Below are 22,167 nucleotides of genomic sequence, written 5' to 3'. Positions count from 1 at the left end.
CCGGCTTTTCCAGTCGATCGGAGGCGCGATCCACCATCTTACGCGTAGTTGCGCGAGGTCAGAAATCGACGCCCCTCACGTGCCGATGCGGTCCGGATCCATGCCGGTGAGCGCGTCCGGAGTGCGCAGCAGAGCGCCTTCGAACCGGCAGGTCGCGGCGGCGGCATCCATCGCGGTCTGCAGCACCGCCTCCCACGCCTCCTCGCCGTGCGGGGTGCCCGCGACCAGTGCGGCGACCGCCGCCGCGAACGCGGCATCGCCCGCGCCCATGGTGTCGACGATGCGGCCGGGCAGCGGCGAGATCGGACGCGTCACCACGACACCGCCCGCCTCGATGGTGGCGCCCCCGGCGCCCTCGGTAGCCAGCACCGCCCGCGCGCCGAGGTCGATGAGGCGCGCGCGCAGGGCGTCGATCGGCTCGCCGTACAGCAGCCGAGCGTCGTCCTCGCCGACCTTGACGAGGGCGGCCCGCGCAGCGAGAGCTTCGAAGCCGCGCACGAACGCGGCCTTGTCGTTCATCATGCCCGTGCGAGGGTTGGGGTCGAGGGCCAGGGACACTTCGTCTCGTCCCTCGCTCCGCGCTCGCGCTGCGGCACCCGCGATCGCGTCCGACAGCTCCGCCGCCTGCTCGGCGTCGTCGAGGGCGACGCAGCTCACCACGATGAGGTCGGCGCCGGCCATGGCGGCGCGCTCGTCCTCGCCGAACCGGATCCGGCGCCGCTGTGCGGCTTCGTTGAAGACGTAGCTCGGCTCGCCGCCCCCGGTGCGTGTCGACACGGCCCGCGCGGTGCCGAGCAGCGACGGCGTCACGAGGAGCCCCACACCGTAGTCGTCGAGGTAGCGCCGCACCCGCGAGGCGGGCTCGTCGTCGCCGAGCATCGCGATGAGCGTGGCGGGAACGCCCAGGCGTGCGAGGCCGACCGCGACATTGAGCGCCGCTCCCCCGACGAACTCGCGCACGCCGTGGTCGTCGCGCAGCTCGTCGATGAGCGCGTCGCCGACGACCACCACGTTCATCGGCGCACGCCCGCCGTCTCGAGCACTCGGCCGACGAAGGACTCCATGCGCCGGCGCGTGCCGTCGATCTTGAGGTCGACGCTCGCCCGCACCTCGTTGGGCGCGAGCGGTGCGGCCAGGCGCACGTTCTCGTGGCACGACAGGTCGGCGCAGAGGTAGTTCCCGACGCTGTCGCCGTGGGCGCCGGCATCCCCCGCCCTCCGCGCCGTGTACATGACGACCTGGTCGGCGGGCTGCATCGTGTGGCAGACGTTGCACATCGCCGCGCGCGCGTGCGACGACCCTTCGGCGGCACGCATCACGATGCCCGCGGGGCGCCCGTCGACCTCCGCGACCACGTACCCGCGACCACGCGTGCGCGGGTCACGCCACGCCAGGAAGTCGAGGTGATCCCAGTCGGTCAGGACGAAATCGGCGGGCAGGGCGACGAGTCTCAGCTCATCGGGTGAGGCGTTCACGAATGACGAACGCACGTCTTCTTCGGTCAGCGGGCGCATGGCACCTCCTCGCCGCCCCAGTCTACGAACAGTGGATGCCGCCGCCACCCTTCTGCGGGATGGCGGCGCGCTCAGGCGCCGGGCACCGCCACGCCGGGCAGCGTCCACACGGCGAACGCGGGGCCGTCGGCCGACAGCACGACCGAGCCGTCGGCCGAGACACCGAGCGTCGCGTCGCCGTACACGGCCTCGGCCGCTGCTGCACCGGGCAGCCCGCCGGCGGGGACGACGGCATCCACGTCGCCCTTCGCGGCCAGCACCAGCACCGTCTCGTCGGCGGACTCGCGCACGAACACCACGGCGTCATCGTCGATGTGGACCCACCGCAGGCCGCCCGTCGACAGGGCGGGGTGGGCGCGGCGCAGCGCGATGAGCTCGCGGTAGAGGGCCAGGCGGTCCGCGACCTCCGGCGAGGACTCGGCGCCCCACGGCATCGGCGTGCGGCTGGCCTCGCCGTCGACGCCGACGAGGCCGAACTCGTCGCCCGCGAACACCACCGGCAGGCCCGGCAGCGTCATCATGAGCCCCGCGGCGACGGGCACGGTCCCGGGCGCCGCGTTGGTGGCGAAGCGGCCGGTGTCATGCGTGTCGAGCGGCTGCATGTTGCCCAGGCGGACGCGCCATGGGATGCCGGCGGTGAAGCGGACGACTGCATCGACGAACTGCCGCGCGGTGTACCGCGGGATGCCGCCGATCGGCTGGGTGAAGAACCACGGCTCGGTCTGCGTCGACCCGTCCCATGCGACGTAGGGTGCGTGCGTCGGCTCGGACAGCCAGCCCCACACCGGACGCGTGAACGACGGATACGTCATGGCGCCGTGCCAGCCGTCGCCCTGCAGGTCGCTTGCGGCGTCGTTCGTCGACTCGCCGAGCAGGATCGCGTCGGGGTTGATCTCGTGCATGCGACGGCGCAGGAGCGCACGCACCTCGGCGTTGAGGTCGACGGCGCCCAGGCGCCCGGTCATGTTGGCGACGTCGATGCGCCACCCGTCGATCGAGTACGGCGGCTTCAGCCACTTCGCGACGACAGAGTCGGGCGCTTCGACGAACCGGCGGCGCAGCTCCTGCGAAGACCAGTCGAACTTCGGCAGCGTCTGATGCCCGAGCCAGGACTCGTAGGCCGTGTTCTCCTCGTTCGTGAAGTAGTAGAACTCCTGCTCCGGCGCGCCGGGGTGCCCGTACGCCGCGCGGAACCACTCGTGCCGATCGCCCGAATGGTTGCTGGTGAGGTCGCCGATGATGCGGATGCCGCGAGCATGCGCCGCCTCGATCAGTCGCAGATACGCCTCGTCGCCGCCCAGCAGCTCGTCGACTCTGTCGAAGCTCGACGCGTCGTATCGGTGGTTCGAGGCGGCCGGGAAGATCGGGGTCAGGTACAGCAGGTCCACGCCGAGCTCGACGAGATGGTCGAGCTTCTCGATGATGCCGCCGAGGTCGCCCCCGTAGAACTGCTGCGACCGGGCGGGCACGACCGGATTCACCGGCTCGTCCCACCTCGCCGGGATCGCCCACTCCGGAGCAGGACGCGCATCCGCTGCGGCCGAGCGCGCGAACCGATCGGGGAACACCTGGTACATCACGGCGTGGTGCAGCCAGGCGGGCGGCGCGGGGGTCGCCACGAGCGCGAAGTCCTCCGCGTCGAGCGTCTCGATGTCGTGCAGCCCGGTCTGGTTCAGCCACTCCACGAGCCCGCTGTCGTGCAGCAGCATCCACCGGTACCCGTGCCGCGGATTGCGCACCGTGACCGGGGCCTCCCACCAGTCCCAGCCCGCGGCCGAGCCGAGCAGGACGGCATCCGTCCACTCCGGTTCGTGGTCGGGGTTCGAGCGCGTGCGCACCGCGGCGAGCGGACCGTAGCCGGCGGGTACGCGCAGACGCACCCGCACGACGTCCCCGAGGGCGGGCGCATCGTCGGACACGTACAGCGGCGAGCCGTCGTGGTGAGGAGTGAGGATCGTCATGCTCGGGCCTTTCGACGGTCGGGCGCGTCCGCGCTCATGCTACGACGAGGGATGCCGCACCCCGCGCGCACGGGAGCGCCCAGGGTGCGGCATCCGATCGATCAGCCCTTCGTCGCTCCGGCGGTGAGACCGCCGACGATGTACTTCTGCAGCAGCAGGAACAGCACCACGACCGGGATGGCGGCCATCACGGCGCCGGCCGAGAACGCCGACCAGTCCGCGTAGCGGGGGTTCGAGACGAGCTGGGTGAGTCCGACGACGAGCGTCTTCTTCTCGGGGTCGATGAGCATGACGCTCGCGATCACGTACTCGTTCACGATGCCGATGAACGACAGCAGACCGACGACCGCGAGGATCGGGGCCACCAGTCGCAGGATGATCGTGAAGAAGATCCGGGCATGCCCGGCGCCATCGATCTTGGCGGCCTCGTCGAGCTCCTTGGGGATCGTGTTGAAGAAGCCGTACATGAGGTACGTGTTCACGCCCAGCGCGCCGCCCAGGTAGATGAGGATCAGGCCGCTCAGCGTGTTCAGCCCGATGGCGGGGAACCAGTCGCCGATCGCGCTCATCATGAGGAAGATGGCGACCACGGCGAGCAGCTGCGGGAACATCTGCACGACCACGATCGTGATGAGGCCGACACGGCGCCCCGCGAAGCGCATGCGCGAGAAGGCATACGCCGCGAGCGCCCCGATGAACACCATCGTGAAACCCGTCACGGCGGCCACGACCATCGTGTTGAGGAACCACATCGGGTAGGGCACATCAGGATTCGTCAGCATGCGCACATAGCTGTCGAGGCTGATCTGCGAGAACAGCTGGTTGCTGCCGATGAGCGTGCCGTTGGAGTTCAGCGACGCCGACAGCACGTACAGCAGCGGGAAGATCGCGAAGATCGAGACGACGATCGCGACGACGTGGCGCCAGCCGGTGTCGGCGAACCACTTGCCGAACGAGCGGCGGCGCGGCGCGGATGCGGCGGCCGCCGCCGGTGCGTCGGCAGGGGCTTCGGTCAGAGCGGTCTGTGCCATGTCAGTTCAGCTCCTCGAGGGCCTTGGTCTTGCGGAAGCTGATGATCGAGATCACGGCCACCACGATGAAGATCAGGATGGTGAAGGCGGAGGCAAGGCCGTAATCGCGGTTCTGGCCGGTGAAGGCCACCTTGTAGACCATCGAGATGAGGATGTCGGTCTGCCCGACGGGTATCGACACGTCGGTGAAACGTGGCCCACCGCCGGTGAGCATGTAGATCAGGTTGAAGTTGTTGAAGTTGAACGCGAAGGACGCGATCAGCAGGGGCGTGACCGTGACCAGCAGCAGCGGCAGCTTGATGCGGCGGAAGATCTGCCAGGGGTTGGCGCCGTCCATCACGCCGGCCTCGTTGACCTCTTCGGGGATGCCCTGCAGTGCCCCCATGCACACGAGGAACATGTACGGGAAGCCGAGCCAGAGGTTGACGATCAGCACGGAGATCTTCGCGAGCCACGGGTCGGTCAGCCAGGGGATCTCAGCGCCGCCGAGCAGCACCTGGTTGATGAACCCGAAGCTCTTGTTCATCATGCCCGCCCAGATGAGGGCTGACAGGAACGCGGGGAACGCGTACGGCAGGATCAGCATGATCCGGTAGCCGTTCTTGAACCTCATGCGCTTGTTCTGGAAGACCAGCGCGAGCAGCAGACCGAGGAAGAAGGTGGATGCGACAGACACCGCCGCGAACACGAACGTCCAGGCCGTGACGGCCAGCAGCGGACCGCGGATCGACGTGTCGGTGAGGGCGCGGACGAAGTTGTCGAAGCCGACGAAGACCTGCCAGCCGGGCAGCAGCTGCTCGCCCGACTCTGACGTGAACGCGCCGTCGCCGGTGTCGGCATAGACCGTCCCCGTGGTCGTGTCGGTCATCGTGTCGGCGACCGGGTCGTAGTCGAGGGTCGAGACGTAGAGGTAGCCCTTCTGGCCGTCCTGCGTGCGGATCGCCCCGTCGTTGGGGTCGTCGCTGTAGGGGACGGCGAGCGCCTCGACCTCGTCGCTGCGCTGCAGCACGTCGGCGAACGTGAGGGTCGTCCAGCCCTCGACGGTGCCGTCGGCCGAGACGTCGACCGGCTCGAGTGGCTGCGTGTTGGTGCCGACCGACACGTCGCCGTCGGTCGGGTCGGTGACGAGCAGCCCGAGTTCGTTGAGGCGCTCCACGACGGTCACGTCGTACGTCGGCGAGTCCTCGACGCGTACCAGCGACGAGCGCATGAGCGATGCGATCGCCTGGTCCTTCGTGCCGTTGTGTCCGGTGCCGTAGTTGGTGAAGCCGATGTACGCCGTGTAGAGGAGCGTGAAGATCTGGAAGACGACGAGCAGGATGATGCCCGGCGTGAGGTACTTGGCGGGGATCCGCTTGCGCGAGAAGTAGATCCAGTTGACGAGGATCGTGACCGCCACGACGAGTCCGAGGACCAGCCACTCGTTGTGCATGAAGAGCACGAAGACGGCGTACAGGGCGATCGCGTCGACGATCGCGAGCAGCGCGATCTTGAGCATGAGCCAGCGGGTCTTGCCGCCGGCGGCGTCCGCGATGCGGGCGGCGCTGCGCTGCTTCGGCGTCTGCGGGGGTGCCGCCTCACCCGTCTCGGTGGTGATGGTGTCGGTCATGGAGCGTCCTCATCATCGGGACCGGGACGGATGCCGCGGCATCCGTCCCGGTCGCGTTCGCGGTCGTGTGACCGCAGGTGATCACTTGATGGCGGCAGCCACGTCGTCCGTGAGCTTCTGCCACGTGGTCGTCGGGTCGGCGCCGTTGATGATGGCGGCCTCCGCGATGCCCCAGTACTGCCACACCGAGCCCATGGCCGGGATCGCGGGCATCGGCACCGCGTCCTCGCCGACCTTCTGGAAGCCGGCGATGATCGGGTCGGCGGCCGCGGTGTCAGCGGCGACCTTCAGTGCGGGCAGCACGTTGCCGGCCTTGAACAGGTCGAGCTGCACGTCCTCGGTGCCGATGTAGTTGACGAGGAAGTCGTTCGCGGCCACCTTGTTCTTCGACTCGGAGCTCACGAAGAAGCCCTTCACTCCGGCGAACGGCGATGCGACCTCGCCGGTCGGGCTGGGGATCTGGTCGATCGCGACGTTGATGCCCGCGTCGGTCGCGGCGCCGACGTTCCACGGACCGGTGAGCCAGAAGGCCGCCTCGCCGCTCGTGAACTTGGTCTTGGCGATGTCGCCGTCGACGTCGGTGTTGAGGGTGCCCGCAGCGCCCTGCGCGCCGAGCCAGTTGGCGAACTCGAAGCCGCCCTCGTTGCCGATCTGCAGGTCGGCGGGGTCGTAGTTGCCCTCGGCGTCAGTGCCGAAGACGGGGGCGCCGAACGCAGTCTGGAACGGGTACAGGTGGTACGGGTTGCCCTCCACGCCCTGCTCGACGACGAACGGGGTGGCAAGGCCCGCGGCCGTGCCCTTGGCGATCATGTCGTCGAAGCTCGTGGCGGGCTCGGGGATCAGGTCGGCGTTGCGCAGGATCGCGATGTTCTCCACCGCGTAGGGGAGCATGTACGTCGTGCCCTCGTAGGTCGACGCCTGCAGCGCGACCGGGAGGTAGCCGTCAGCCGAGTCGCCGAGCTCGATCGGGGCGACGACGCCGTTGGTCGAGAGCTCGCCGAGCCAGTCGTGCGCACCCATGACGACGTCAGGACCCTTGCCGGTCGGCACCTGCTGGATGAAGTCGTCCTTGATCTTGGCGTTGTCCTTGCCGACGAGCTTGACCGTGACGCCGGTCTTGTCCTCGTACGCCTCGACGGCGCCCTTCATGGCGTCCACGCGCTCGGTGTCGACCCAGACGGTGAGCGTGCTCGCGCTCGAGTCGTCCTTGCTGTCGCCCGAAGCGTTGCTGCTCGAGCAGCCCGCCAGGATGATCGACGCGACGGCGATACCGCCGACCGCGAGCCAGCTCTTCTTGTTCACCTTCATCGGTGCAGTGCCTCTCTGGAGTACTGAGTGAGTCCGGCCGCGCTGCCGGGGCGCGACAGTGCGGGTTCGACTCGTTTCGCTGCGATTGCAAGCGCTTACATTCTGCAACGGCAGTCGATATATGGCAACACCGGCTCCTGATCGATATCGCGCTGTGACTTTGACAGGCCATCATGGAACCGCTTGCACGCCTGTCCATCCCTGGAACCGCTTGCAGCGGCATCCACTTCTCCACACGGCGCGACGGCCGCGGATAGACTGCCCGGCATGGCTGACAGCTCCTTTGACATCGTCTCGAAAGTCGACCACCAGGAGGCCGACAACGCCCTGAACCAGGCCCGCAAGGAGGTCGAGCAGCGCTACGACTTCAAGGGCACCGGCGCCTCGATCGAGTGGAGCGGCGAGGCCGTGCTGATCAAGGCCAGCACCGAGGAGCGCGCCAAGGCTGTGCTCGACGTGTTCCAGTCGAAGCTCATCAAGCGCGGCATCTCGCTCAAGAGCCTCGAGACGGGCGACCCGGTCGCAGGCTCCAAGGAGTACCGCATCACCTCGACGATCAAGGACGGCATCTCGTCCGAGAACGCCAAGAAGATCTCGAAGATCATCCGCGACGAGGGCCCCAAGTCGGTCAAGGCGCAGATCCAGGGCGACGAGCTGCGCGTGCAGTCGAAGTCCCGCGACGACCTGCAGGAGGTCCAGCGCCTGCTCAAGGCGGCCGACCTCGACGTCGACCTCCAGTTCGTCAACTACCGCTGACGCGGGCCCGCCGCGGCTGTGCGGCGGGTCATGGTTGCATCCCCCCGCGGTCCCGTCAACCCACGCCCCACCGCCGCCCGCGGAGCGTACGTTCGGGCATGCGTGAGCGTTCCGGCTCACGCGAGACCGAACGAACGGGGCGACGTCATGCGAGCGGTGACATGGCAGGGCAAGCGGCGCATCAGTGTCGAGACCGTGCCGGATCCGACGATCCAGGACCCGACGGACGCCATCGTGCGCATCACGTCGACGGCGATCTGCGGGTCGGACCTGCACCTGTACGAGCTGTTCGGGCCGTTCCTCGACGCCGGCGACATCCTCGGCCACGAGTCCATGGGCGTCGTCGAGGCGGTGGGCTCCGAGGTGACGACGCTGGCCGTCGGCGACCGCGTCGTGGTGCCGTTCAACATCGCGTGCGGCCATTGCTTCATGTGCCGGCACGGCCTGCAGTCGCAGTGCGAGACCACCCAGGTGACCGAGTACGGCAGCGGCGCTGCCCTGTTCGGATACACGAAGCTCTACGGCCAGGTGCCCGGCGGCCAGGCCGAACTGCTGCGTGTGCCGCTCGCCGAGTACAACACGGTGCGGGTCGCTGAAGACCTGCCCGACGAGCGGTACCTCTTTCTCAGCGACATCCTCCCGACGGCCTGGCAGGGCGTGGAGTACGCGCACCTGCCGGAGGGCGGCACGCTGGCCGTCCTGGGGCTCGGCCCGGTGGGCCAGTTCGTGAGCCGCATCGGGGTGCATCGCGGATGCCGCGTCCTCGCGGTCGACCCGGTCCCCGAGCGGCGCGCCATGGCCGAGCGCCACGGCGTCGACGCGTTCGAACTGACGGACGACGTCGTCGAGCGGCTGCGCGATCTCACCGACGGACGCGGACCGGATGCCGTCGTGGATGCCGTCGGACTCGAAGCGCACGGCAACGGGGTGGTCAAGTTCGCGCAGCAGGCCGTCGGACTGCTGCCCGACCCTCTCGCGCAGAAGGTCATGGAGACCGCCGGCATGGACCGCCTCGCGGCGCTGTACGCAGCGATCGACCTGGTGCGCCGCGGAGGGACCGTGTCGCTCAGCGGCGTGTACGCCGGCGATGCCGACCTCATGCCGATGAAGACGCTGTTCGACAAGCAGGTGACGCTGCGCATGGGCCAGTGCAACGTGAAGCGGTGGACGGATCGGCTCCTGCCACTGGTCGAGGACCCTGCCGACCCTCTCGGCGTGATGGATCTCGTCACCCATCGCGTGCCCCTCGAGGAGGCGCCGGCTCTGTACGAGACGTTCCAGAAGAAGGAGGACGGATGCATCAAGGTGGTGCTCAAGCCGTGACGGACGCCTCCCGCGAGCGCCGTCGGTCTCCCCTGCTCGACGATGCTCCCGCCCTGCTCACGCACGGCTACGACTTCGGTGCGCGCATCTGGCGACGGGTGCGCCCGGGCGCGCGATCCGCACCGATGCGGTTCCTGTTCCGCGATGCGATGCTCGTGCGCGGGGCCGAAGGCGTGGCGCTGTTCTACGACGACGGGCTCATCGCCCGCCACGGCGCCATGCCCGCCATCGTGCAGGAGACGCTGTTCGGGCACGGCTCGGTCCACAGCCTGGACGGCGACGCGCATCGTCACCGCAAGGCGACGTTCGTGGATGCCGCGTACGAGGACGAGCAGGTCGCTCGCCTGCGCCCTCTCCTCCGCGAGGAGTGGGCTCGCGAGACGGACGCGTGGCTGGCGGGTGGACGGCGATCTGCGTACGACGCGGCCGTGGGAGTGTTCGGCCGTGCCGTCATGCGGTGGGCAGGTCTTCCGGGAACGGCGGCGGCGCGCACGCGCTGGGCCGCGCGGCTCGCGCAGATCGTCGACGGCTTCGGGTCGCCGTACTCGCCCCAGTACGCCCTCGCCGTCGTCAACCGCAGCTGGTCCGACCGCCACGCGCAGCGGCTCATCGAAGCCGTGCGCACCGGACGTCTCGCGCCGGCACCCGGCACGGCCCTGCACGCGTGGGCGTGGCACGAGGACGCCTCGGGCCGGATGCTCGACGCTCGGCTCGCGGGCATCGAGCTGCAGAACACCCTGCGCCCGATGATCGCCGTGGCGAGGTTCGTCGCTTTCGCGGCCAAGGAGCTGCACGATCGCCCCCAGTGGCGCACACGGATCGCGTCCGAAGCCGCCGACGCCGCCCACCCCGCCGCGACCGAACCCGGATCCGCAGCGCCGGGCCCGCTGGCCGTCGCGTTCGCGCAGGAGGTCCGGCGCACGGCCCCGTTCGTGCCGATGCTCCCGGGCTGGGCGACGGCGGACGTCGAGCTCGATGGTGTGCACTTGGCCGCGGGCGGCCGCGTCGTGCTCGACATCCTCGGCACCGACACCGATGCGTCGTCGTGGCCGGATGCCGACAGCTTCGACCCGACGCGGTTCGTCGGTGTCGACGACTACGAGGCGCTGCCCGCGTTCATCCCCCACGGCGGCGCCGACGTCCGGACGGGTCACCGGTGCCCGGGCGAGAAACTGGCCATCGCAGGGCTCGCCTCCGCGATCGCCGCGCTGGCCGACCCGCGGCTCGACATCGACGATGCCGGGCTCGGAGTGAACCGGCGCAGACTGCCGACGAAGCCCCGGTCGGGAGTGCGCATCCGTGGCGCCGGCGCAGCCTCGCGCTGCCCGTTCCACTGAGCCACGCGGCACGCCGTCAGTCGAGCGGCTTGCGCAGGAAGACCTGCTGGATCCCGTCGTCGCCGTCCACGCGCTGCGTCTCGCGGTAGCCGAGCCGGGTGTACAGGCGCAGGTTGGCCTGGCTGAGGGAGCCCGTGAAGAGCTCGGCCGTCCGGCATCCCCTGTCCCTCCCCCGCTGCTCGACAGCCTCGAGCAGCCGGGATCCGATTCCCGCGCCCTGCACGTCCGGCGCGATCACGAGACGACCGACGAGCAGCAGCTCACCGTCGCGCTGCGCACGCACCGCGCCCACCGTGCGGTGCTGCGCCCGCGCGACGCACCCGAGGTTGTCGACGAGCTCGGCCTCGAGCTCGTCGAGCGACTGGGTCAACGCCGGCATTCGCACGGTGTCGTAGATCAGGGCCTCCTGAACGAACGCGGCGCGCTGCAGGGTCAGCACCTCCCCCGCGTCCGAGACCTCGATGGGGCGGATGGTGACGTCCTCGGCGCGTACCGGCATGGCACCCAGTCAACCGCACGGTGCGCCTGCGCAGATAGCACAGCCGATCCGCCGTCACAATCGGCGTCCCAGAACGCGGCGTCGAAGGTAACGTCGGCTGACGCGGAGGATCGGAGGAACGATGACGACGGATGCCGAACGCCTGGCGCACGCGTGCAGTCGCAGCGGTCTGCGGATCGCGGTCGCGGAGTCCCTCACGTCGGGCATGCTCGCCAGCGCCGTGGGAAGCGGACCCGATGCGCAGGAGTGGTTCTGCGGCGGCATCGTCGCGTACCGCACCGAGGTGAAGGAGCGGCTGCTCGGCCTGCCACCCGGCGTCGACCCGTGCTCCGACGTATGCGCGACACAGCTCGCCGCGGGCGCCCGTGAGCTGCTCGGTGCCGACATCGCGGTGTCCACGACGGGGGTCGGTGGGCCGGACCCGGAAGACGGCCACCCGCCCGGAACGGTCTACCTGGGCTGGTCCACCGAGACCGACGCCGGTGCACACCTGCTGCGGCTGACCGGCGATCCGGAGGCCGTGCTGCAGCAGACCGTCGACGCCGCGCTGGGACTGCTGCTCGACCGGGTCTCGTCGACGACGGCGACCGGTAAATGAGCGGGGGTCGCCCTCCCGTGCGGCGGGAGCGCGACCCTCGGCCAGGCGTGCTGTCAGCGGCGCTCGCGCCGATCCTGCCTGCGGTCCTGGCGGCGGTCCACGCCGTTCGACACGACCTTCGCCGTCCCGACGACGGCGGCGGTGCGTGCCACCGGGCGACCGATCATCCCGACCCGTCCGACTCGTCCGATTCCGATGGGCATCGTCACTCTCCTTCGTTCGTCATCGACGCGATCAGCGCCTGAGTGGGGATGCGGCCCGACGCGATCAGCTGGCCGCCGCCACGGCGCACGGCAACCGCGAACGGAGCGGCCCAGGTGTTCTCCCACACCAGAACGGCCGCCGCGCTGCCCGGCTCCATGGCGGCGGCGATGTCGAGCAGATCCTGTTCGGCGAGCACCTCCGCGAGCGTCGTCTCGATCTGGGCGAGGTCGCCGAGATCGTCGATGTCCTCGACCTCGTCGACGTCGATCGAGCCATCCTCGCCCTTGTAGACGATCATCAGGTCGAGCACGCGGATCGTGTTGCTCGCGGCGAGCGCCGCGAGTTCTGCGGCGGCCTCGCCCGTCAGACGGGTCTGCCCCGCGGGGAACTCGACCACGATGTAGTCGATCGGCCCGAGTTCGTCGTCGGGGCGGTCGTCGATGTCTGTCATCACGTCTCCGTTCAGGCGCTGTTGCGGGCGCGGAGTTCGCGTCCGTGGACGGTGAGCGCGTAGATCACGAGGATGTCGAGCACGAGCACCGTGATCGACAGCCACGGCTGCGCGGCCATCAGGGTCAGCTGGCCGATCGCGTTGAGGCTCACCAGGATGACGGCGACGACCCGAGCCCACGTCGCCCCCGCGAGGAGGGCGAACCCTACGAGGAGGAGCAGGAGGCCCGAGATGAGGTGCCACCATCCCCAGCCCTGGACGTCGATCGAGAACAGCCCGGATTCGGCCAGGAAGTAGGCCGTGTCGGGGCCGATCAGGGCCTGAAGACCGTGGAACAGGTCGATGAAGCCGCCGATCAGCAGGACGATTGCGGCGAAGACGCCCCAGCCGACCCAGCCCGTGACGGTGGTGTCGTTGTTGCTCATGGTTTTTCCTTTCAGTGCGGCCGGATGGCCCGGTCAGCCCGCGAGCGCCTTGGCCTTCAGCGCGTCGAACTCTTCCTGCGTGATCGCCCCCGAGGCGAGCAGGCCCTGGGCGCGCTCGATCTCGGTCGCGGGTGACGAGGCCGACGTGCCGGCGACGCTGCGGATGTAGTCGGCGTTCGCCTGCGCCGCGGCCTGCGCATCCTGGGCCTGTCGCTTGGCCATCGATCCGCCGCGCGCGATCAGGTAGATGATCGCACCGAGGAACGGCAGCACGACGAGCAGGATGATCCACAGCGCCTTCGCCCAGCCGTTGAGGGTGTGGTCACGGAAGATGTCGATGAAGATCCAGATGAAGATCCAGATGCAGACGATGACCAGATAGATCCACAGCATCCACAGCAGGAAGTCGAAGAAGCCCATGAGAGGTTCCTTTTCTCAGAAGTCGCCATGCGGCCAACTGCCGCCGCGGTCACGCTATCGAGGGCCTCTTCGGCGTCGCATCACCCGAATCGCATGATCGCCTCACCCCCGGGGTGACCCCGCACCGGATCACTCACTCTGTGTGGTGCGGGATCAGGATTTCCGCCGTGGAATGGCAAGGATGCCATCACCCCCGCGACCGGAAGAGACATGAGCCCATGGACGCACCAGAGCTGCTGCGGCGCTACTGCATCAACGATCCCCGGCTGGCGGCCAACGACGCGGATCCTCCGGCGATGCGACTGGAGTGGAGGACGGCCGCTCTGGTGCGGATCTCTGCGCTCATCGCCGTCGGGGCCCCGGACGCCTCCATGCGCACCGCCGTCGACGACGCCATCGCAGCGGGCGTCGAACCCGACGAGATCATCGCCGTCCTCGACGGTCTCGTCGGCATCGTCGGTTTGCCCCGCGTCGTCGCGCAGGCTCCCCGGATCGCCGTCGCCCTGGGCTACGGCGACGGGGACGACCTCCGCGTCGCCGACGACTGAGACCGCCGTTCAGTCCCCCAGCAGCCCCAGCGCGTCGGCTCTCTCGACAGCCTGGCTGCGCGACGTCGCCGAGAGCTTGCGGTAGATGGAGCCCAGCTGCGAGCTGACGGTGTTGCGAGAGACGAAGAGCCGCTTGCCGATCTCGGCGATCGTGAGATGCGTCTGAAGGTAGGGCAGCAGCCTCAGCTCCGCGGGCGTGAGGGGGATGGATCCGCCCGTCATCGGCTCCACGGCCAGGCCCATGCGAAGCTCCTCGACCTGCGCACCCGCCGTTCCCAGGTCGGACCGGATCCGCATGATGTCGTCGCACTCGCGCAGCAGATGCGCTGCGGCCGCGCGGTCCCCCAGCATCAGATGCGCCCTCGCGAGCTGGACCCGCACGCGGACCGACAGGTACGGCATGAGGTGGGTGCAGCCGATGCGAGCGCGCATCCCTCGCGCCAGCAGCCGCATGCCTGCGGCGTGGTCGCCGGCGTGCACGGCGACCCGGGCCGCGACGGCGAGGGCCAGCGCCGTGGTGGGGTAGCCCTCCATGTGGCTCGCGTCGATCGCCTCCACTCCCCGGTGCGCGTGCTCGGCGGCAACGGACCAGCGACCCTCGTCGATCGCGATCAGCGCCAGCTCGGGCTCGCTCAGGATCACGGTGTCGGGATTGCCCATCGCCGTCGCGAGCGGAACGGCCTGGGCGAAGGCGACACGGGCGGTCTGCTCATCACCGGCGAGCAGCGCCGTGATGCCGTACAGGTGCAGCGCCTGATCCCGCCAGGGGCTCCTCGCCGGCTCGTGGGCGAAGGCGAACGCGGCGTCCGCGCGGGCCTTCGTGTAGCCGTGCTCACACATCGTCGCGCGGACCATCGCCCGCGCGGATTCGAAGAGCACCCGATCGTCCTCCGGCAGGTCCTCCGCGCGGAGGTCGTCCAGGGCCGCGGCCCAGCGTTCGCCCGCGCGGACATCGCCCAGCAGGATCGCCGTCCAGGTCATCGAGATGACCAGGGCAGGATGTGCCAGCAGGACGTCATCGCCCAGCTCGTGCAGCCATCGGCGCACCGTGCTGACCTGTCCCGTCCCGTACATCCCCAGTCCGAGCTCAGCGACGAGACCGCTCGCGCGCTCGAACTCGCGGGCCTGGATCCAGTGCTCGACGGCGAGGATCGGCGCCTCATGGGCTTCGTGCCACGCTGCCGCGCGCCGATGCAGCCCCGCGACGGCGGCGGCACCCTCGGCGCGCTCCAGTTCGGCGAGGAGGAACTCGCGGAACAGCGCGTGGAATCTGAACCATTCGCCGTTCCGGTCCGTACGGACGAGGAACAGGTTGCCGGTCTCGACCCGGTGGATCATGGCGCGCGCGTCCTCGATGTCGAGCACCGCATTGCAGATCTCGGGCGAGAGCTGCTCCAGCACCGAGCTGCGGCGGAGGAACGCCTGCAGGTCCTCGGGGAGTCGCGCCAGGCACTCACGGTAGAGGTAGTCGGCGAGGTAGCGGTCGCTGCCGGCGGCCGACACCGGCTCGGCCGACGACCTGGCCACCAGTGCGCACAGGAAGAGCCCCGTGGGCCAGCCCTCGCACCGGGCGACGACCTCGGCCAGCGCGTCGTCGTCCACCTCGGTCGCACCGGCGGCGGCGAAGACGGCCCGTGCCTCCGTGTGGTCGAACACCAGGTCTGCGGCCGACACGTCCCAGGCGTCTCCGGTGCTGCGCAGCCGGGCGATGAGGGGCGACTCCTGCCGGCTGGCCAGCACGACCTGCGACCCGGGCGCGATGCGCGACAGCACGATCTCGAGCGCGTCCTGGCATTCCTCGGAGGCGACCAGGTGCGCGTCGTCGATGAACAGCACGAAGCTGTCCGGTGTCGATGCGAGCGCTGCGGCCAGCATCGGCGCGGATCTTCCTAGGGCGTTCGCGCCGACGCCGCGCATGTCTGCCATCACCGCGTCCGCCAGGGGTGAGAACGGCGCGCAGGCCGCGGCGATGAGAGGCAGCAGCATCGCGGGATCGTCGTCGGTGCGATCCAGCGAGACCCATGCGACCTGCCGGCTCTCGGTCGCCGCCCACTCCGTGAGCATGGTCGACTTGCCGTAGCCGGCGGGCGCAGCCACCGACACGACGCGCGCACCACTGCTGCGCGCGTCGCTGATCTGACGCGTTCTTCTGACAGCGCTCGACTTGGGATGCGGGATTTCGGTCTTGCTCGCAAGCAGGACCGTTTGCAGATCTCGTTCCCCCAGGACCGAGTCGCGGAGCATCTCCGCCACTCACCGCATGCTAGGGGGTCGCGGTGAACGGTGACAACCGCCCCGCCGATCGGCCGCGGATCGGCGCTCTAAGCTCGGGGCCATGCGCTTTCTCCGTGCCGTCCTGTCGGCTGCCGCGGCCATCCTGCCGGTGCTCGTCCTGCTGCTGATCCCGCAGTTCGTGCACGGCGGAGCGGGCGACCCGGGTCTGGCCGCCCTCGGCGGCCCCTGGCTCAACGCGCTGTTCCTCGCCGCCATCATCCTGATCCCGAAGATCAACGGGGCGCTCGACCCGCAGGTGCCCGACTGGACCGCCTCCACGGCGATGGCGGCCACTGGACGCGTGTGGCGCACCCGCATCTGGTTCGCGCTCCTGGCGGTGGTGGCGCTGCTGGCAGTCTTCGCCGCAGGACAGACCGCGGCCTATTTCGTCGGCGTGGCCTCTCCGGCCATCGTCGACGGCGAGCTCGACTACAGCCGCTTCCTGGTGCAGGAGGTCACCGTGTACGTGCTCGGGTATGTGCTGTCGCTCGCCGTGTACACGCTCATCATCCGCGCCCTCGTCCGGCCCGAGCCCAAGCCCGCCAAGCGCTGAGCAACGGGATGCCGGAGGCCGCGGCATCCTGGACCTCACGGCCGTCGCACACCACGTAGAAGGCCCCGGGCGCTGGGGACGCCCGGGGCCTGTCGTCGCTGGCATTCACGCTCGTCCACCCCCCGGCGAACGGCACCTGCGACGGTGGGAAGGTTTCTTGGGGAGGTCCCTTCCCTGAGGCGCTGGGGACGCCTCGCGACAAGCTTAACCCGATTGGTACAACCAAGTCTGTCCCCTCTTCGGGGGACAAGACTGCACGCGTCAGCGATGGCCGACATAGCCGTCCGACCAGCGCCGCAGCGCCGCGAACGCCTCGGCGCGAGGCTCCGGACGCGACAGGAAGACGTCGTGGATCGCACCGTCGATGCGAGCCAGCGTGACAGTGCGGCCGATGCGCGTCGCCGCTCGCGCGATGTCGTCCACCCACAGCACGGAGTCGCTCGTCGTCATCGACTCCTTCCACGACAGGGGCGGCGTCGAGCGGGCCGACAGCAGGACGAACGCGGGGCAGCCGACCTCGATGCCCGCCGCCACGGCGCGGTGGCCGTCCATCACGGCGGCGAGCCATCCGGGCGCCGTCGGGAACCCGCGGTCGGGGCGCCACGTCGCGCGCTGCGCATCGGCAGGGAGCGAGCCGATCTCTTGCTGGGCACGCGTGTAGAACCCGAAGTCCACCTCAGGCTGCGCACCCCGCGGGTCCCACCGGGCTCGCATCTCGACGAGCGGCGCGAGCGCGTGACGTCCGATCGCGCCCAGCTGCAGCTCGAGCCACGGGCTGTTGAGCACGATCGCGTCCGCCCGGCCGGCGTGCCGCGACGCCCACAGCGTCAGGATCAGACCCCCTGTCGAGTGGCCCATGAGCACGAGCCGGCGCGTCGACGCGGCATCCGCGCTCCCCTGCCCCATCGCCTCGAGCGCGGCCGCGAGGTCGATGTCGTAGTCCTCGAGGCGGTCGATGTAGCCGGGAGTCATGCCCTCGCGCAGGCTGCGTCCGTAGCGCCGCAGATCCAGGGCGTAGAAGCGGGCGCCGCGACTCGTCCAGAACTGCGCCACGTCACGCTGGAAGAAGTAGTCCGACCAGCCGTGCACGTACAGCACGTCGACGTCGCGCAGCGGCGCGAACAGCGCCAGCAGCGGGTTCGGGATGCTGCGCACCAGCGTCGCGACGAGCTCGCCCTGCGCACCCTCGACGCCGAGCGGCATCGTGAGCTGCTCGAACGGCTTCCCCAGGATGTCGGGGACCCACGCACGCGACGGCCCGGCCATGGGCTCAGCCTAGGGCGACGTCATCACTCCCCGCGGGAGATCGCCACCATCTCGTCACGGGGCACGACCTTGATGCGCGCCCGCTCGTGCGGAGCGCCGAGCGCGATCTCGTGCTCGTCGAGCCGGTGCCAGCCCTCGAGGTCGGTCCAGCGCACGCCGCGTTCGGCGAGGAGCGCCGGGATCGCCTCCTCGGACGGATCGACCGGCTGCCACCACGTGCCCTGGTCGTTGATGATGTGGCGGACGGTCTCCATCGCGTCGGACTTGGTGTGGCCGATGAGGCCGACCGGACCGCGCTTGATCCAGCCGGTCGCGTACACGCCGTTGACGCGCTGGTTGGAGTCCTTGCTGAGCACCTGGCCCTCGCGGTTGGGGATCACGCCGTGCTTCTTGTCGAACGGCACGCCGGGCAGCGGCGAGCCGAAGTAGCCCACGGCGCGGTACAGCGACTGCAGCGGGATCTCGCGCAGCTCTCCCGTGCCGACGACGCCGCCCTCGCCGTCGGGGCGCGTGCGCTCGTACACGAATGCCGACACCCGGCCCTGGTCGTCGGTCTTGACCTCGACGGGCTTGGCGTAGAAGTGCAGGTGAAGACGACGGGATGCCGTCCCCCCGGCGTTGTTGACCGACGGACGCTTGCGCCACGACTGCAGCACCCGGTCGATCACCATGACCTGCTTGTTGCTCGCGATGGCCGCCTGCGCGGCCTCGTCGTAGTCGAAGTCCTCGTCGTAGACGACCATGTCGACATCGCGCAGCTCGCCGAGCTCGCGCAGCTCGAGCGGGGTGAACTTCACGTTCGCGGGGCCGCGGCGGCCGAACACGTGCACGTCGGTGACCTGCGAGGCGGCAAGGCCCGCGTGCACGTTGTCGGGGATCTCGGTGGGCAGCAGGTCCTCGGCGTGCTTGGCGAGCATGCGCGCGACGTCGAGCGCGACGTTGCCGTTGCCGATGACGCCGACGGATGCCGCATCCAGCGGCCACTCGCGGGGCACGTCGGGGTGGCCGTCGAACCAGCTGACGAAGTCGGCGGCGCCGTACGAGCCGATGGCGTCGATGCCGGGGATGTCGAGGTCGGTGTCGCGGATCGCGCCCGTCGCGAAGATGACGGCGTTGTAGTGGTGCTTGAGGTCGTCGAGCGTGATGTCCTCACCGAAGCGCACGTTGCCGAAGATGCGGATGTCGCCGCGGTCGAGCACCTCCCGCAGAGCCGTGATGATGCCCTTGATGCGGGGGTGGTCGGGGGCGACGCCGTAGCGGACCAGCCCGTACGGCGCGGGCAGCTGCTCGAAGAGGTCGATCGACACGTCGAACTTGCGCTCGGCCTTCAGCAGGATGTCGGCGGCGTAGATGCCCGCCGGTCCGGCACCGACGATCGCCAGTCGGAGCTTGGTCATGGGTGGTCCTTTCACGTGCCGGTCCCGCCTCGGATGCCCCGGTCGTTGAGCGAGCGAAGCGAGACGAAACGCGCGAGCGTCTAACTGGAGCGGTCGGCGACGGCCTGCGCGAACCGCGTCAGCGCCTCGCGCACCGCGCCGTCGGGCAGCGGCGCCAGCGCCTCGATCGCCTCGTGCGACCACGCGTGCGCGAGGTCGAGGGTGGCCTGTGTGGCCTCGTGATCGCGCAGCTGCGCGAGCGGCTCGTCGAGGAGCACGGGGTCGGCCCCGTCCGCGATCTGCGCGACGCCCTCGTCGATGCGGGCCCGCAGCGCCTGCGCGTCGGCGTCGGTGCGCTGCGCGAGCACGAGGTACGGCATCGTGGGCACACCGGCCCGCAGGTCGGTGCCCGGCACCTTGCCCGTCTCGTCGGGATCGGCCGACAGGTCGATGACGTCGTCCAGCAGCTGGAACGCCACACCGGCCTTCTCGCCGAAGGTCACCATCGGCTTCTCGAACTCTTCAGGCCCGTTCGAGAAGATGACGCCCGCCTGAGCCGCGGCTGCGATCAGCGAGCCGGTCTTGTCCGACAGCACCTGCAGGTAGAACTCGACGGGATCGTCCGCGTCCGTCGGCCCCACGGTCTCGTGCATCTGCCCGAGCACGAGCCGTTCGAAGGTGTCGGCCTGCAGCCGGATGGCGCGGTCGCCCTGGCTGGCCATGATCTGGCTGGCGCGCGAGAACAGCAGGTCGCCGGTGAGGATCGCGATGCTGTTGCCCCACACCGCATGGGCGCTGGGCACGCCGCGGCGCTTGTCGGCGGCATCCATCACGTCATCGTGGTACAGCGAGCCGAGGTGCGTGATCTCCAGGGCCGTGGCCGCCTGGATCACCTCGTCGGTCGCACCGTCGCCGAGTTGGGCCGTCAGCAGCGCCAGCATGGGGCGGACGCGCTTGCCGCCGGCGTCGTACAGGTAGCGGCTGGTGGCGTCGGCCAGGGCGTCGGTCGCATGCAGCTCGGCCTGGAGGGCGAGGTCGACGCGCTGCAGGCCCGCCTCGACCGTCTTGCGCAGGCCGCGCGAACGCGCGCCCGCGAAGACGCGGTCGGTCAAGCCCAGCTTGCCCGCGATGCGCGAGCCCGGCACGGTCGGTGTCACCCTGCCAGCCTACCGGGGCGTTTCGTCTCGCTCCTTCGTCGCTCGCTCAACGACCGGGAGAGGCTTCACGGCGCGGTGCAGGGCGACGATCCCGAGCGACAGGTTGCGGTACGCGACCTCGGTCCAGCCCGCCTCGCGGATCCAAGCCGACAGCCGCCGCTGGTCGGGCCAGTCCCGGATGGACTCGTTGAGGTAGTCGTAGGCCTCGGCGTTCGAGCTGACCGCCCGCGCCGCGACCGGCAGCACGCGGTCGTTGTAGAAGCGGTAGAGCCCGTTGAAGACCTTCGACGGCGGCTGCGAGAACTCGCACACGACCAGCCGCCCGCCGGGCTTGGTCACGCGCAGCAGCTCGCGCAGCGCCTTCTTCGGGTCGTCGACGTTGCGCAGCCCGTACGAGATCGTCACGGCGTCGAACTCGTCGTCGCCGAACGGCAGGTCGGTCGCGTTCGCCTCGACGAACGACAGATTCGGGATGCCGCCACCCGGCGCCTTCGGACCGTAGCGCTTCTCGCCTTCGGCGAGCATGCCGGGCGAGAAGTCGGCGGCGACGACCTCGGCGCCGCGTCCCGCGAGCGCAGCGCTCGACATCGCGGTGCCGGCGGCGAGATCGAGGATGCGCTCCCCGCGACGCGGGTTCACCGCGCGCACCATGGCGGCCCGCCAGAACCGGTCGTTGCCGAGGCTCAGCACGGTGTTGGTACGGTCATAGCCCGCCGCGACCTGGTCGAACATGTCGCTCACGCGCGAGGGGTCCTTGTGCAGGTCGGCGCGGTGGGATTCGTGATCGGAGGGGTGCGGAGCCACGGTCTCGAGTCTAGGCCGCGGGGCCCGGCGCGCCGAGGGCGGCCGCGTCGGCGGGGTCCTCGGGGTCGGCGGCCGTGGAGTCGTCGTGATCCCTGGCGCTCTCGGACGCGGGGAACGTCACGGGCGCGGGCGGTGCGGTGGGCGGAAGCGCGGCCAGCCGCGAGAGCCAGTGCGCGGCGGTCGCATCGTCGAACGGTGCCTCGCCGGCGCGCACCCGGTGCTCGAGGTCGACGGCGACGGCCTCGAGCCTCTCGACGAGGTCGAGCGGGTAGCCGTAGGCGACGCGGTGGTCGTCCCACTCGTCGCGGTCTTCGATGTAGACGTCGCCGGGGCTGCGCAGCACGCCCTCCCGGTCGACGTACGGCTCTGCCGGCTCACGCCGGACGACGTCGAGGTCCATGTCGATGCCGGTCGGGACGCCGGCATCCCACCGCACGTCCCACGCGACGTCGATGTAGACGCGCGTCGGGTGGGGCGCCGCGTTGTGCGTGTACGCGAAGTCGCCCGTCGGCGGCAGCAGCGTGACGCTGTCGTGCTCGGCCGGGAAGGCGCGACCCGGGCGCACATTGCGCCAGCCCGCGCGCTGGCCGAGCCAGTCGCCCCACCGGTCACTGCCGAGGTAGACCTCGTCGTTGACCCAGTGCGGCCCGCCGTCCCATTTGCGCCAGCGGAACTGCAGCACGGTGCCGACCTCCGGCCGGTCGGGACGGTGCGGGCGGGGCTGAGCGGCGGCGGCGTCGGTCACCTCGCGAG

General features: G+C 70.0%; 23 protein-coding genes. 6 read left to right on the top strand and 17 right to left on the bottom strand.

Going from position 1 to position 22,167, the window contains the following annotated elements; translation table 11 throughout:
- Positions 1–75: 75 nt before the first annotated feature.
- The 6 genes from JNB62_RS01390 to JNB62_RS01365 all read right to left on the bottom strand — a co-directional run bounded on the left by JNB62_RS01390 (position 76) and on the right by JNB62_RS01365 (position 7,423).
- Entirely contained in the window at positions 76–1,017 is a 942-nt protein-coding gene (locus tag JNB62_RS01390) for a PfkB family carbohydrate kinase (protein ID WP_220299081.1), read from the bottom strand.
- Positions 1,014–1,514, bottom strand: coding sequence for an FBP domain-containing protein (locus JNB62_RS01385; protein WP_220299080.1), 501 nt, complete (start codon positions 1,512–1,514; stop codon positions 1,014–1,016). The genes JNB62_RS01390 and JNB62_RS01385 overlap by 4 nt, the downstream gene beginning before the upstream one ends.
- Positions 1,515–1,585: 71 nt before the next feature.
- A complete protein-coding gene (locus JNB62_RS01380) occupies positions 1,586–3,475 on the bottom strand; it encodes an alpha-amylase family glycosyl hydrolase (protein WP_220299079.1) in 1,890 nt (629 codons plus the stop codon).
- A 101-nt stretch (positions 3,476–3,576) separates the two neighbouring features.
- Positions 3,577–4,506, bottom strand: coding sequence for a sugar ABC transporter permease (locus JNB62_RS01375; RefSeq protein WP_220299078.1), 930 nt, complete (start codon positions 4,504–4,506; stop codon positions 3,577–3,579).
- Position 4,507: 1 nt separating this feature from the next.
- Positions 4,508–6,115, bottom strand: coding sequence for an ABC transporter permease subunit (locus tag JNB62_RS01370; protein WP_220299077.1), 1,608 nt, complete (start codon positions 6,113–6,115; stop codon positions 4,508–4,510).
- 81 nt (positions 6,116–6,196) lie between these two features.
- On the bottom strand, positions 6,197–7,423 hold the full coding sequence (locus tag JNB62_RS01365) for a sugar ABC transporter substrate-binding protein (RefSeq protein ID WP_220299076.1): 1,227 nt from the start codon (positions 7,421–7,423) through the stop codon (positions 6,197–6,199).
- A gap of 267 nt (positions 7,424–7,690) precedes the next feature.
- Here JNB62_RS01365 and JNB62_RS01360 point away from each other — a divergent pair, with 267 nt between their 5' ends.
- The 3 genes from JNB62_RS01360 to JNB62_RS01350 all read left to right on the top strand — a co-directional run bounded on the left by JNB62_RS01360 (position 7,691) and on the right by JNB62_RS01350 (position 10,839).
- Entirely contained in the window at positions 7,691–8,179 is a 489-nt protein-coding gene (locus JNB62_RS01360) for a YajQ family cyclic di-GMP-binding protein (RefSeq protein ID WP_220299075.1), read from the top strand.
- A 147-nt stretch (positions 8,180–8,326) separates the two neighbouring features.
- A complete protein-coding gene (locus JNB62_RS01355) occupies positions 8,327–9,502 on the top strand; it encodes a zinc-dependent alcohol dehydrogenase (protein WP_220299074.1) in 1,176 nt (391 codons plus the stop codon).
- A complete protein-coding gene (locus JNB62_RS01350) occupies positions 9,499–10,839 on the top strand; it encodes a cytochrome P450 (protein WP_308291695.1) in 1,341 nt (446 codons plus the stop codon). The genes JNB62_RS01355 and JNB62_RS01350 overlap by 4 nt, the downstream gene beginning before the upstream one ends.
- 16 nt (positions 10,840–10,855) lie before the next feature.
- On the opposite strand, the gene JNB62_RS01345 is transcribed toward JNB62_RS01350, so the two are convergent.
- Positions 10,856–11,338: a GNAT family N-acetyltransferase gene (locus tag JNB62_RS01345; RefSeq protein WP_220299072.1), complete on the bottom strand. Its 483-nt coding sequence runs from the start codon at positions 11,336–11,338 to the stop codon at positions 10,856–10,858.
- 121 nt (positions 11,339–11,459) lie between these two features.
- On the opposite strand from JNB62_RS01345, the gene JNB62_RS01340 reads away from it, so the two are divergent.
- Positions 11,460–11,936, top strand: coding sequence for a CinA family protein (locus JNB62_RS01340; RefSeq protein WP_220299071.1), 477 nt, complete (start codon positions 11,460–11,462; stop codon positions 11,934–11,936).
- 53 nt (positions 11,937–11,989) lie between these two features.
- Here the strand turns inward: JNB62_RS01340 and JNB62_RS01335 are convergent, their stop codons facing one another.
- The 4 genes from JNB62_RS01335 to JNB62_RS01320 are packed head-to-tail and all read right to left on the bottom strand — an operon-like array spanning position 11,990 to position 13,436.
- Entirely contained in the window at positions 11,990–12,139 is a 150-nt protein-coding gene (locus JNB62_RS01335; RefSeq protein ID WP_191169946.1) for a hypothetical protein, read from the bottom strand.
- A gap of 2 nt (positions 12,140–12,141) precedes the next feature.
- Positions 12,142–12,591, bottom strand: a complete 450-nt coding sequence (locus JNB62_RS01330; protein ID WP_220299070.1) for a DUF6325 family protein — start codon at positions 12,589–12,591, stop codon at positions 12,142–12,144.
- Between the two features lie 11 nt (positions 12,592–12,602).
- Positions 12,603–13,016: a DUF7144 family membrane protein gene (locus JNB62_RS01325; protein WP_220299069.1), complete on the bottom strand. Its 414-nt coding sequence runs from the start codon at positions 13,014–13,016 to the stop codon at positions 12,603–12,605.
- A gap of 33 nt (positions 13,017–13,049) precedes the next feature.
- On the bottom strand, positions 13,050–13,436 hold the full coding sequence (locus JNB62_RS01320; RefSeq protein WP_220299068.1) for an SHOCT domain-containing protein: 387 nt from the start codon (positions 13,434–13,436) through the stop codon (positions 13,050–13,052).
- 218 nt (positions 13,437–13,654) lie between these two features.
- On the opposite strand from JNB62_RS01320, the gene JNB62_RS01315 reads away from it, so the two are divergent.
- Positions 13,655–13,984, top strand: a complete 330-nt coding sequence (locus JNB62_RS01315; RefSeq protein ID WP_220299067.1) for a carboxymuconolactone decarboxylase family protein — start codon at positions 13,655–13,657, stop codon at positions 13,982–13,984.
- Positions 13,985–13,993: 9 nt separating this feature from the next.
- Here the strand turns inward: JNB62_RS01315 and JNB62_RS19100 are convergent, their stop codons facing one another.
- On the bottom strand, positions 13,994–16,081 hold the full coding sequence (locus JNB62_RS19100) for a LuxR C-terminal-related transcriptional regulator (protein WP_308291694.1): 2,088 nt from the start codon (positions 16,079–16,081) through the stop codon (positions 13,994–13,996).
- A 238-nt stretch (positions 16,082–16,319) separates the two neighbouring features.
- Here JNB62_RS19100 and JNB62_RS01305 point away from each other — a divergent pair, with 238 nt between their 5' ends.
- Entirely contained in the window at positions 16,320–16,811 is a 492-nt protein-coding gene (locus JNB62_RS01305) for a hypothetical protein (protein ID WP_220299066.1), read from the top strand.
- Positions 16,812–17,072: 261 nt separating this feature from the next.
- Here JNB62_RS01305 and JNB62_RS01300 read toward each other — a convergent pair whose 3' ends face one another.
- The 5 genes from JNB62_RS01300 to JNB62_RS01280 form a co-directional block, all read right to left on the bottom strand.
- Positions 17,073–18,077, bottom strand: a complete 1,005-nt coding sequence (locus JNB62_RS01300; RefSeq protein WP_220299065.1) for an alpha/beta hydrolase — start codon at positions 18,075–18,077, stop codon at positions 17,073–17,075.
- A gap of 23 nt (positions 18,078–18,100) precedes the next feature.
- Positions 18,101–19,474: an FAD-dependent oxidoreductase gene (locus tag JNB62_RS01295; protein WP_220299064.1), complete on the bottom strand. Its 1,374-nt coding sequence runs from the start codon at positions 19,472–19,474 to the stop codon at positions 18,101–18,103.
- An 80-nt stretch (positions 19,475–19,554) separates the two neighbouring features.
- Complete coding sequence (locus JNB62_RS01290) at positions 19,555–20,610, bottom strand: polyprenyl synthetase family protein (RefSeq protein WP_220299063.1); 1,056 nt, start codon at positions 20,608–20,610, stop codon at positions 19,555–19,557.
- Between the two features lie 9 nt (positions 20,611–20,619).
- Complete coding sequence (locus JNB62_RS01285; protein WP_374449983.1) at positions 20,620–21,342, bottom strand: class I SAM-dependent methyltransferase; 723 nt, start codon at positions 21,340–21,342, stop codon at positions 20,620–20,622.
- A gap of 82 nt (positions 21,343–21,424) precedes the next feature.
- The gene (locus JNB62_RS01280; RefSeq protein WP_220299061.1) at positions 21,425–22,159 is read right to left on the bottom strand and encodes a DUF402 domain-containing protein; all 735 of its coding nucleotides are present in this window, start codon (positions 22,157–22,159) and stop codon (positions 21,425–21,427) included.
- Positions 22,160–22,167: the final 8 nt, after the last annotated feature.

Origin of the sequence: Microbacterium jejuense, from assembly GCF_019511665.1 — a bacterium.
Taxonomy (GTDB): Bacteria; Actinomycetota; Actinomycetes; order Actinomycetales; family Microbacteriaceae; genus Microbacterium; species Microbacterium jejuense_A.
Note: the sequence above shows the minus strand (reverse complement) of the source record. Positions and strands in the feature narration are given on the sequence as shown.

Coding starts and splice junctions, on each gene's coding strand:
- JNB62_RS01340 (WP_220299071.1), top strand. CDS start 11,460: ATGACGACGGATGCCGAACGCCTGGCGCACGCGTGCAGTCGCAGCGGT.
- JNB62_RS01370 (WP_220299077.1), bottom strand. CDS start 6,115: ATGACCGACACCATCACCACCGAGACGGGTGAGGCGGCACCCCCGCAG.
- JNB62_RS01305 (WP_220299066.1), top strand. CDS start 16,320: ATGCGCTTTCTCCGTGCCGTCCTGTCGGCTGCCGCGGCCATCCTGCCG.
- JNB62_RS01365 (WP_220299076.1), bottom strand. CDS start 7,423: ATGAAGGTGAACAAGAAGAGCTGGCTCGCGGTCGGCGGTATCGCCGTC.
- JNB62_RS01295 (WP_220299064.1), bottom strand. CDS start 19,474: ATGACCAAGCTCCGACTGGCGATCGTCGGTGCCGGACCGGCGGGCATC.
- JNB62_RS01375 (WP_220299078.1), bottom strand. CDS start 4,506: ATGGCACAGACCGCTCTGACCGAAGCCCCTGCCGACGCACCGGCGGCG.
- JNB62_RS01315 (WP_220299067.1), top strand. CDS start 13,655: ATGGACGCACCAGAGCTGCTGCGGCGCTACTGCATCAACGATCCCCGG.
- JNB62_RS01320 (WP_220299068.1), bottom strand. CDS start 13,436: ATGGGCTTCTTCGACTTCCTGCTGTGGATGCTGTGGATCTATCTGGTC.
- JNB62_RS01360 (WP_220299075.1), top strand. CDS start 7,691: ATGGCTGACAGCTCCTTTGACATCGTCTCGAAAGTCGACCACCAGGAG.
- JNB62_RS01330 (WP_220299070.1), bottom strand. CDS start 12,591: ATGACAGACATCGACGACCGCCCCGACGACGAACTCGGGCCGATCGAC.
- JNB62_RS01335 (WP_191169946.1), bottom strand. CDS start 12,139: ATGCCCATCGGAATCGGACGAGTCGGACGGGTCGGGATGATCGGTCGC.
- JNB62_RS01355 (WP_220299074.1), top strand. CDS start 8,327: ATGCGAGCGGTGACATGGCAGGGCAAGCGGCGCATCAGTGTCGAGACC.
- JNB62_RS01390 (WP_220299081.1), bottom strand. CDS start 1,017: ATGAACGTGGTGGTCGTCGGCGACGCGCTCATCGACGAGCTGCGCGAC.
- JNB62_RS01285 (WP_374449983.1), bottom strand. CDS start 21,342: ATGTTCGACCAGGTCGCGGCGGGCTATGACCGTACCAACACCGTGCTG.
- JNB62_RS01380 (WP_220299079.1), bottom strand. CDS start 3,475: ATGACGATCCTCACTCCTCACCACGACGGCTCGCCGCTGTACGTGTCC.
- JNB62_RS01345 (WP_220299072.1), bottom strand. CDS start 11,338: ATGCCGGTACGCGCCGAGGACGTCACCATCCGCCCCATCGAGGTCTCG.
- JNB62_RS01385 (WP_220299080.1), bottom strand. CDS start 1,514: ATGCGCCCGCTGACCGAAGAAGACGTGCGTTCGTCATTCGTGAACGCC.
- JNB62_RS01300 (WP_220299065.1), bottom strand. CDS start 18,077: ATGGCCGGGCCGTCGCGTGCGTGGGTCCCCGACATCCTGGGGAAGCCG.
- JNB62_RS01325 (WP_220299069.1), bottom strand. CDS start 13,016: ATGAGCAACAACGACACCACCGTCACGGGCTGGGTCGGCTGGGGCGTC.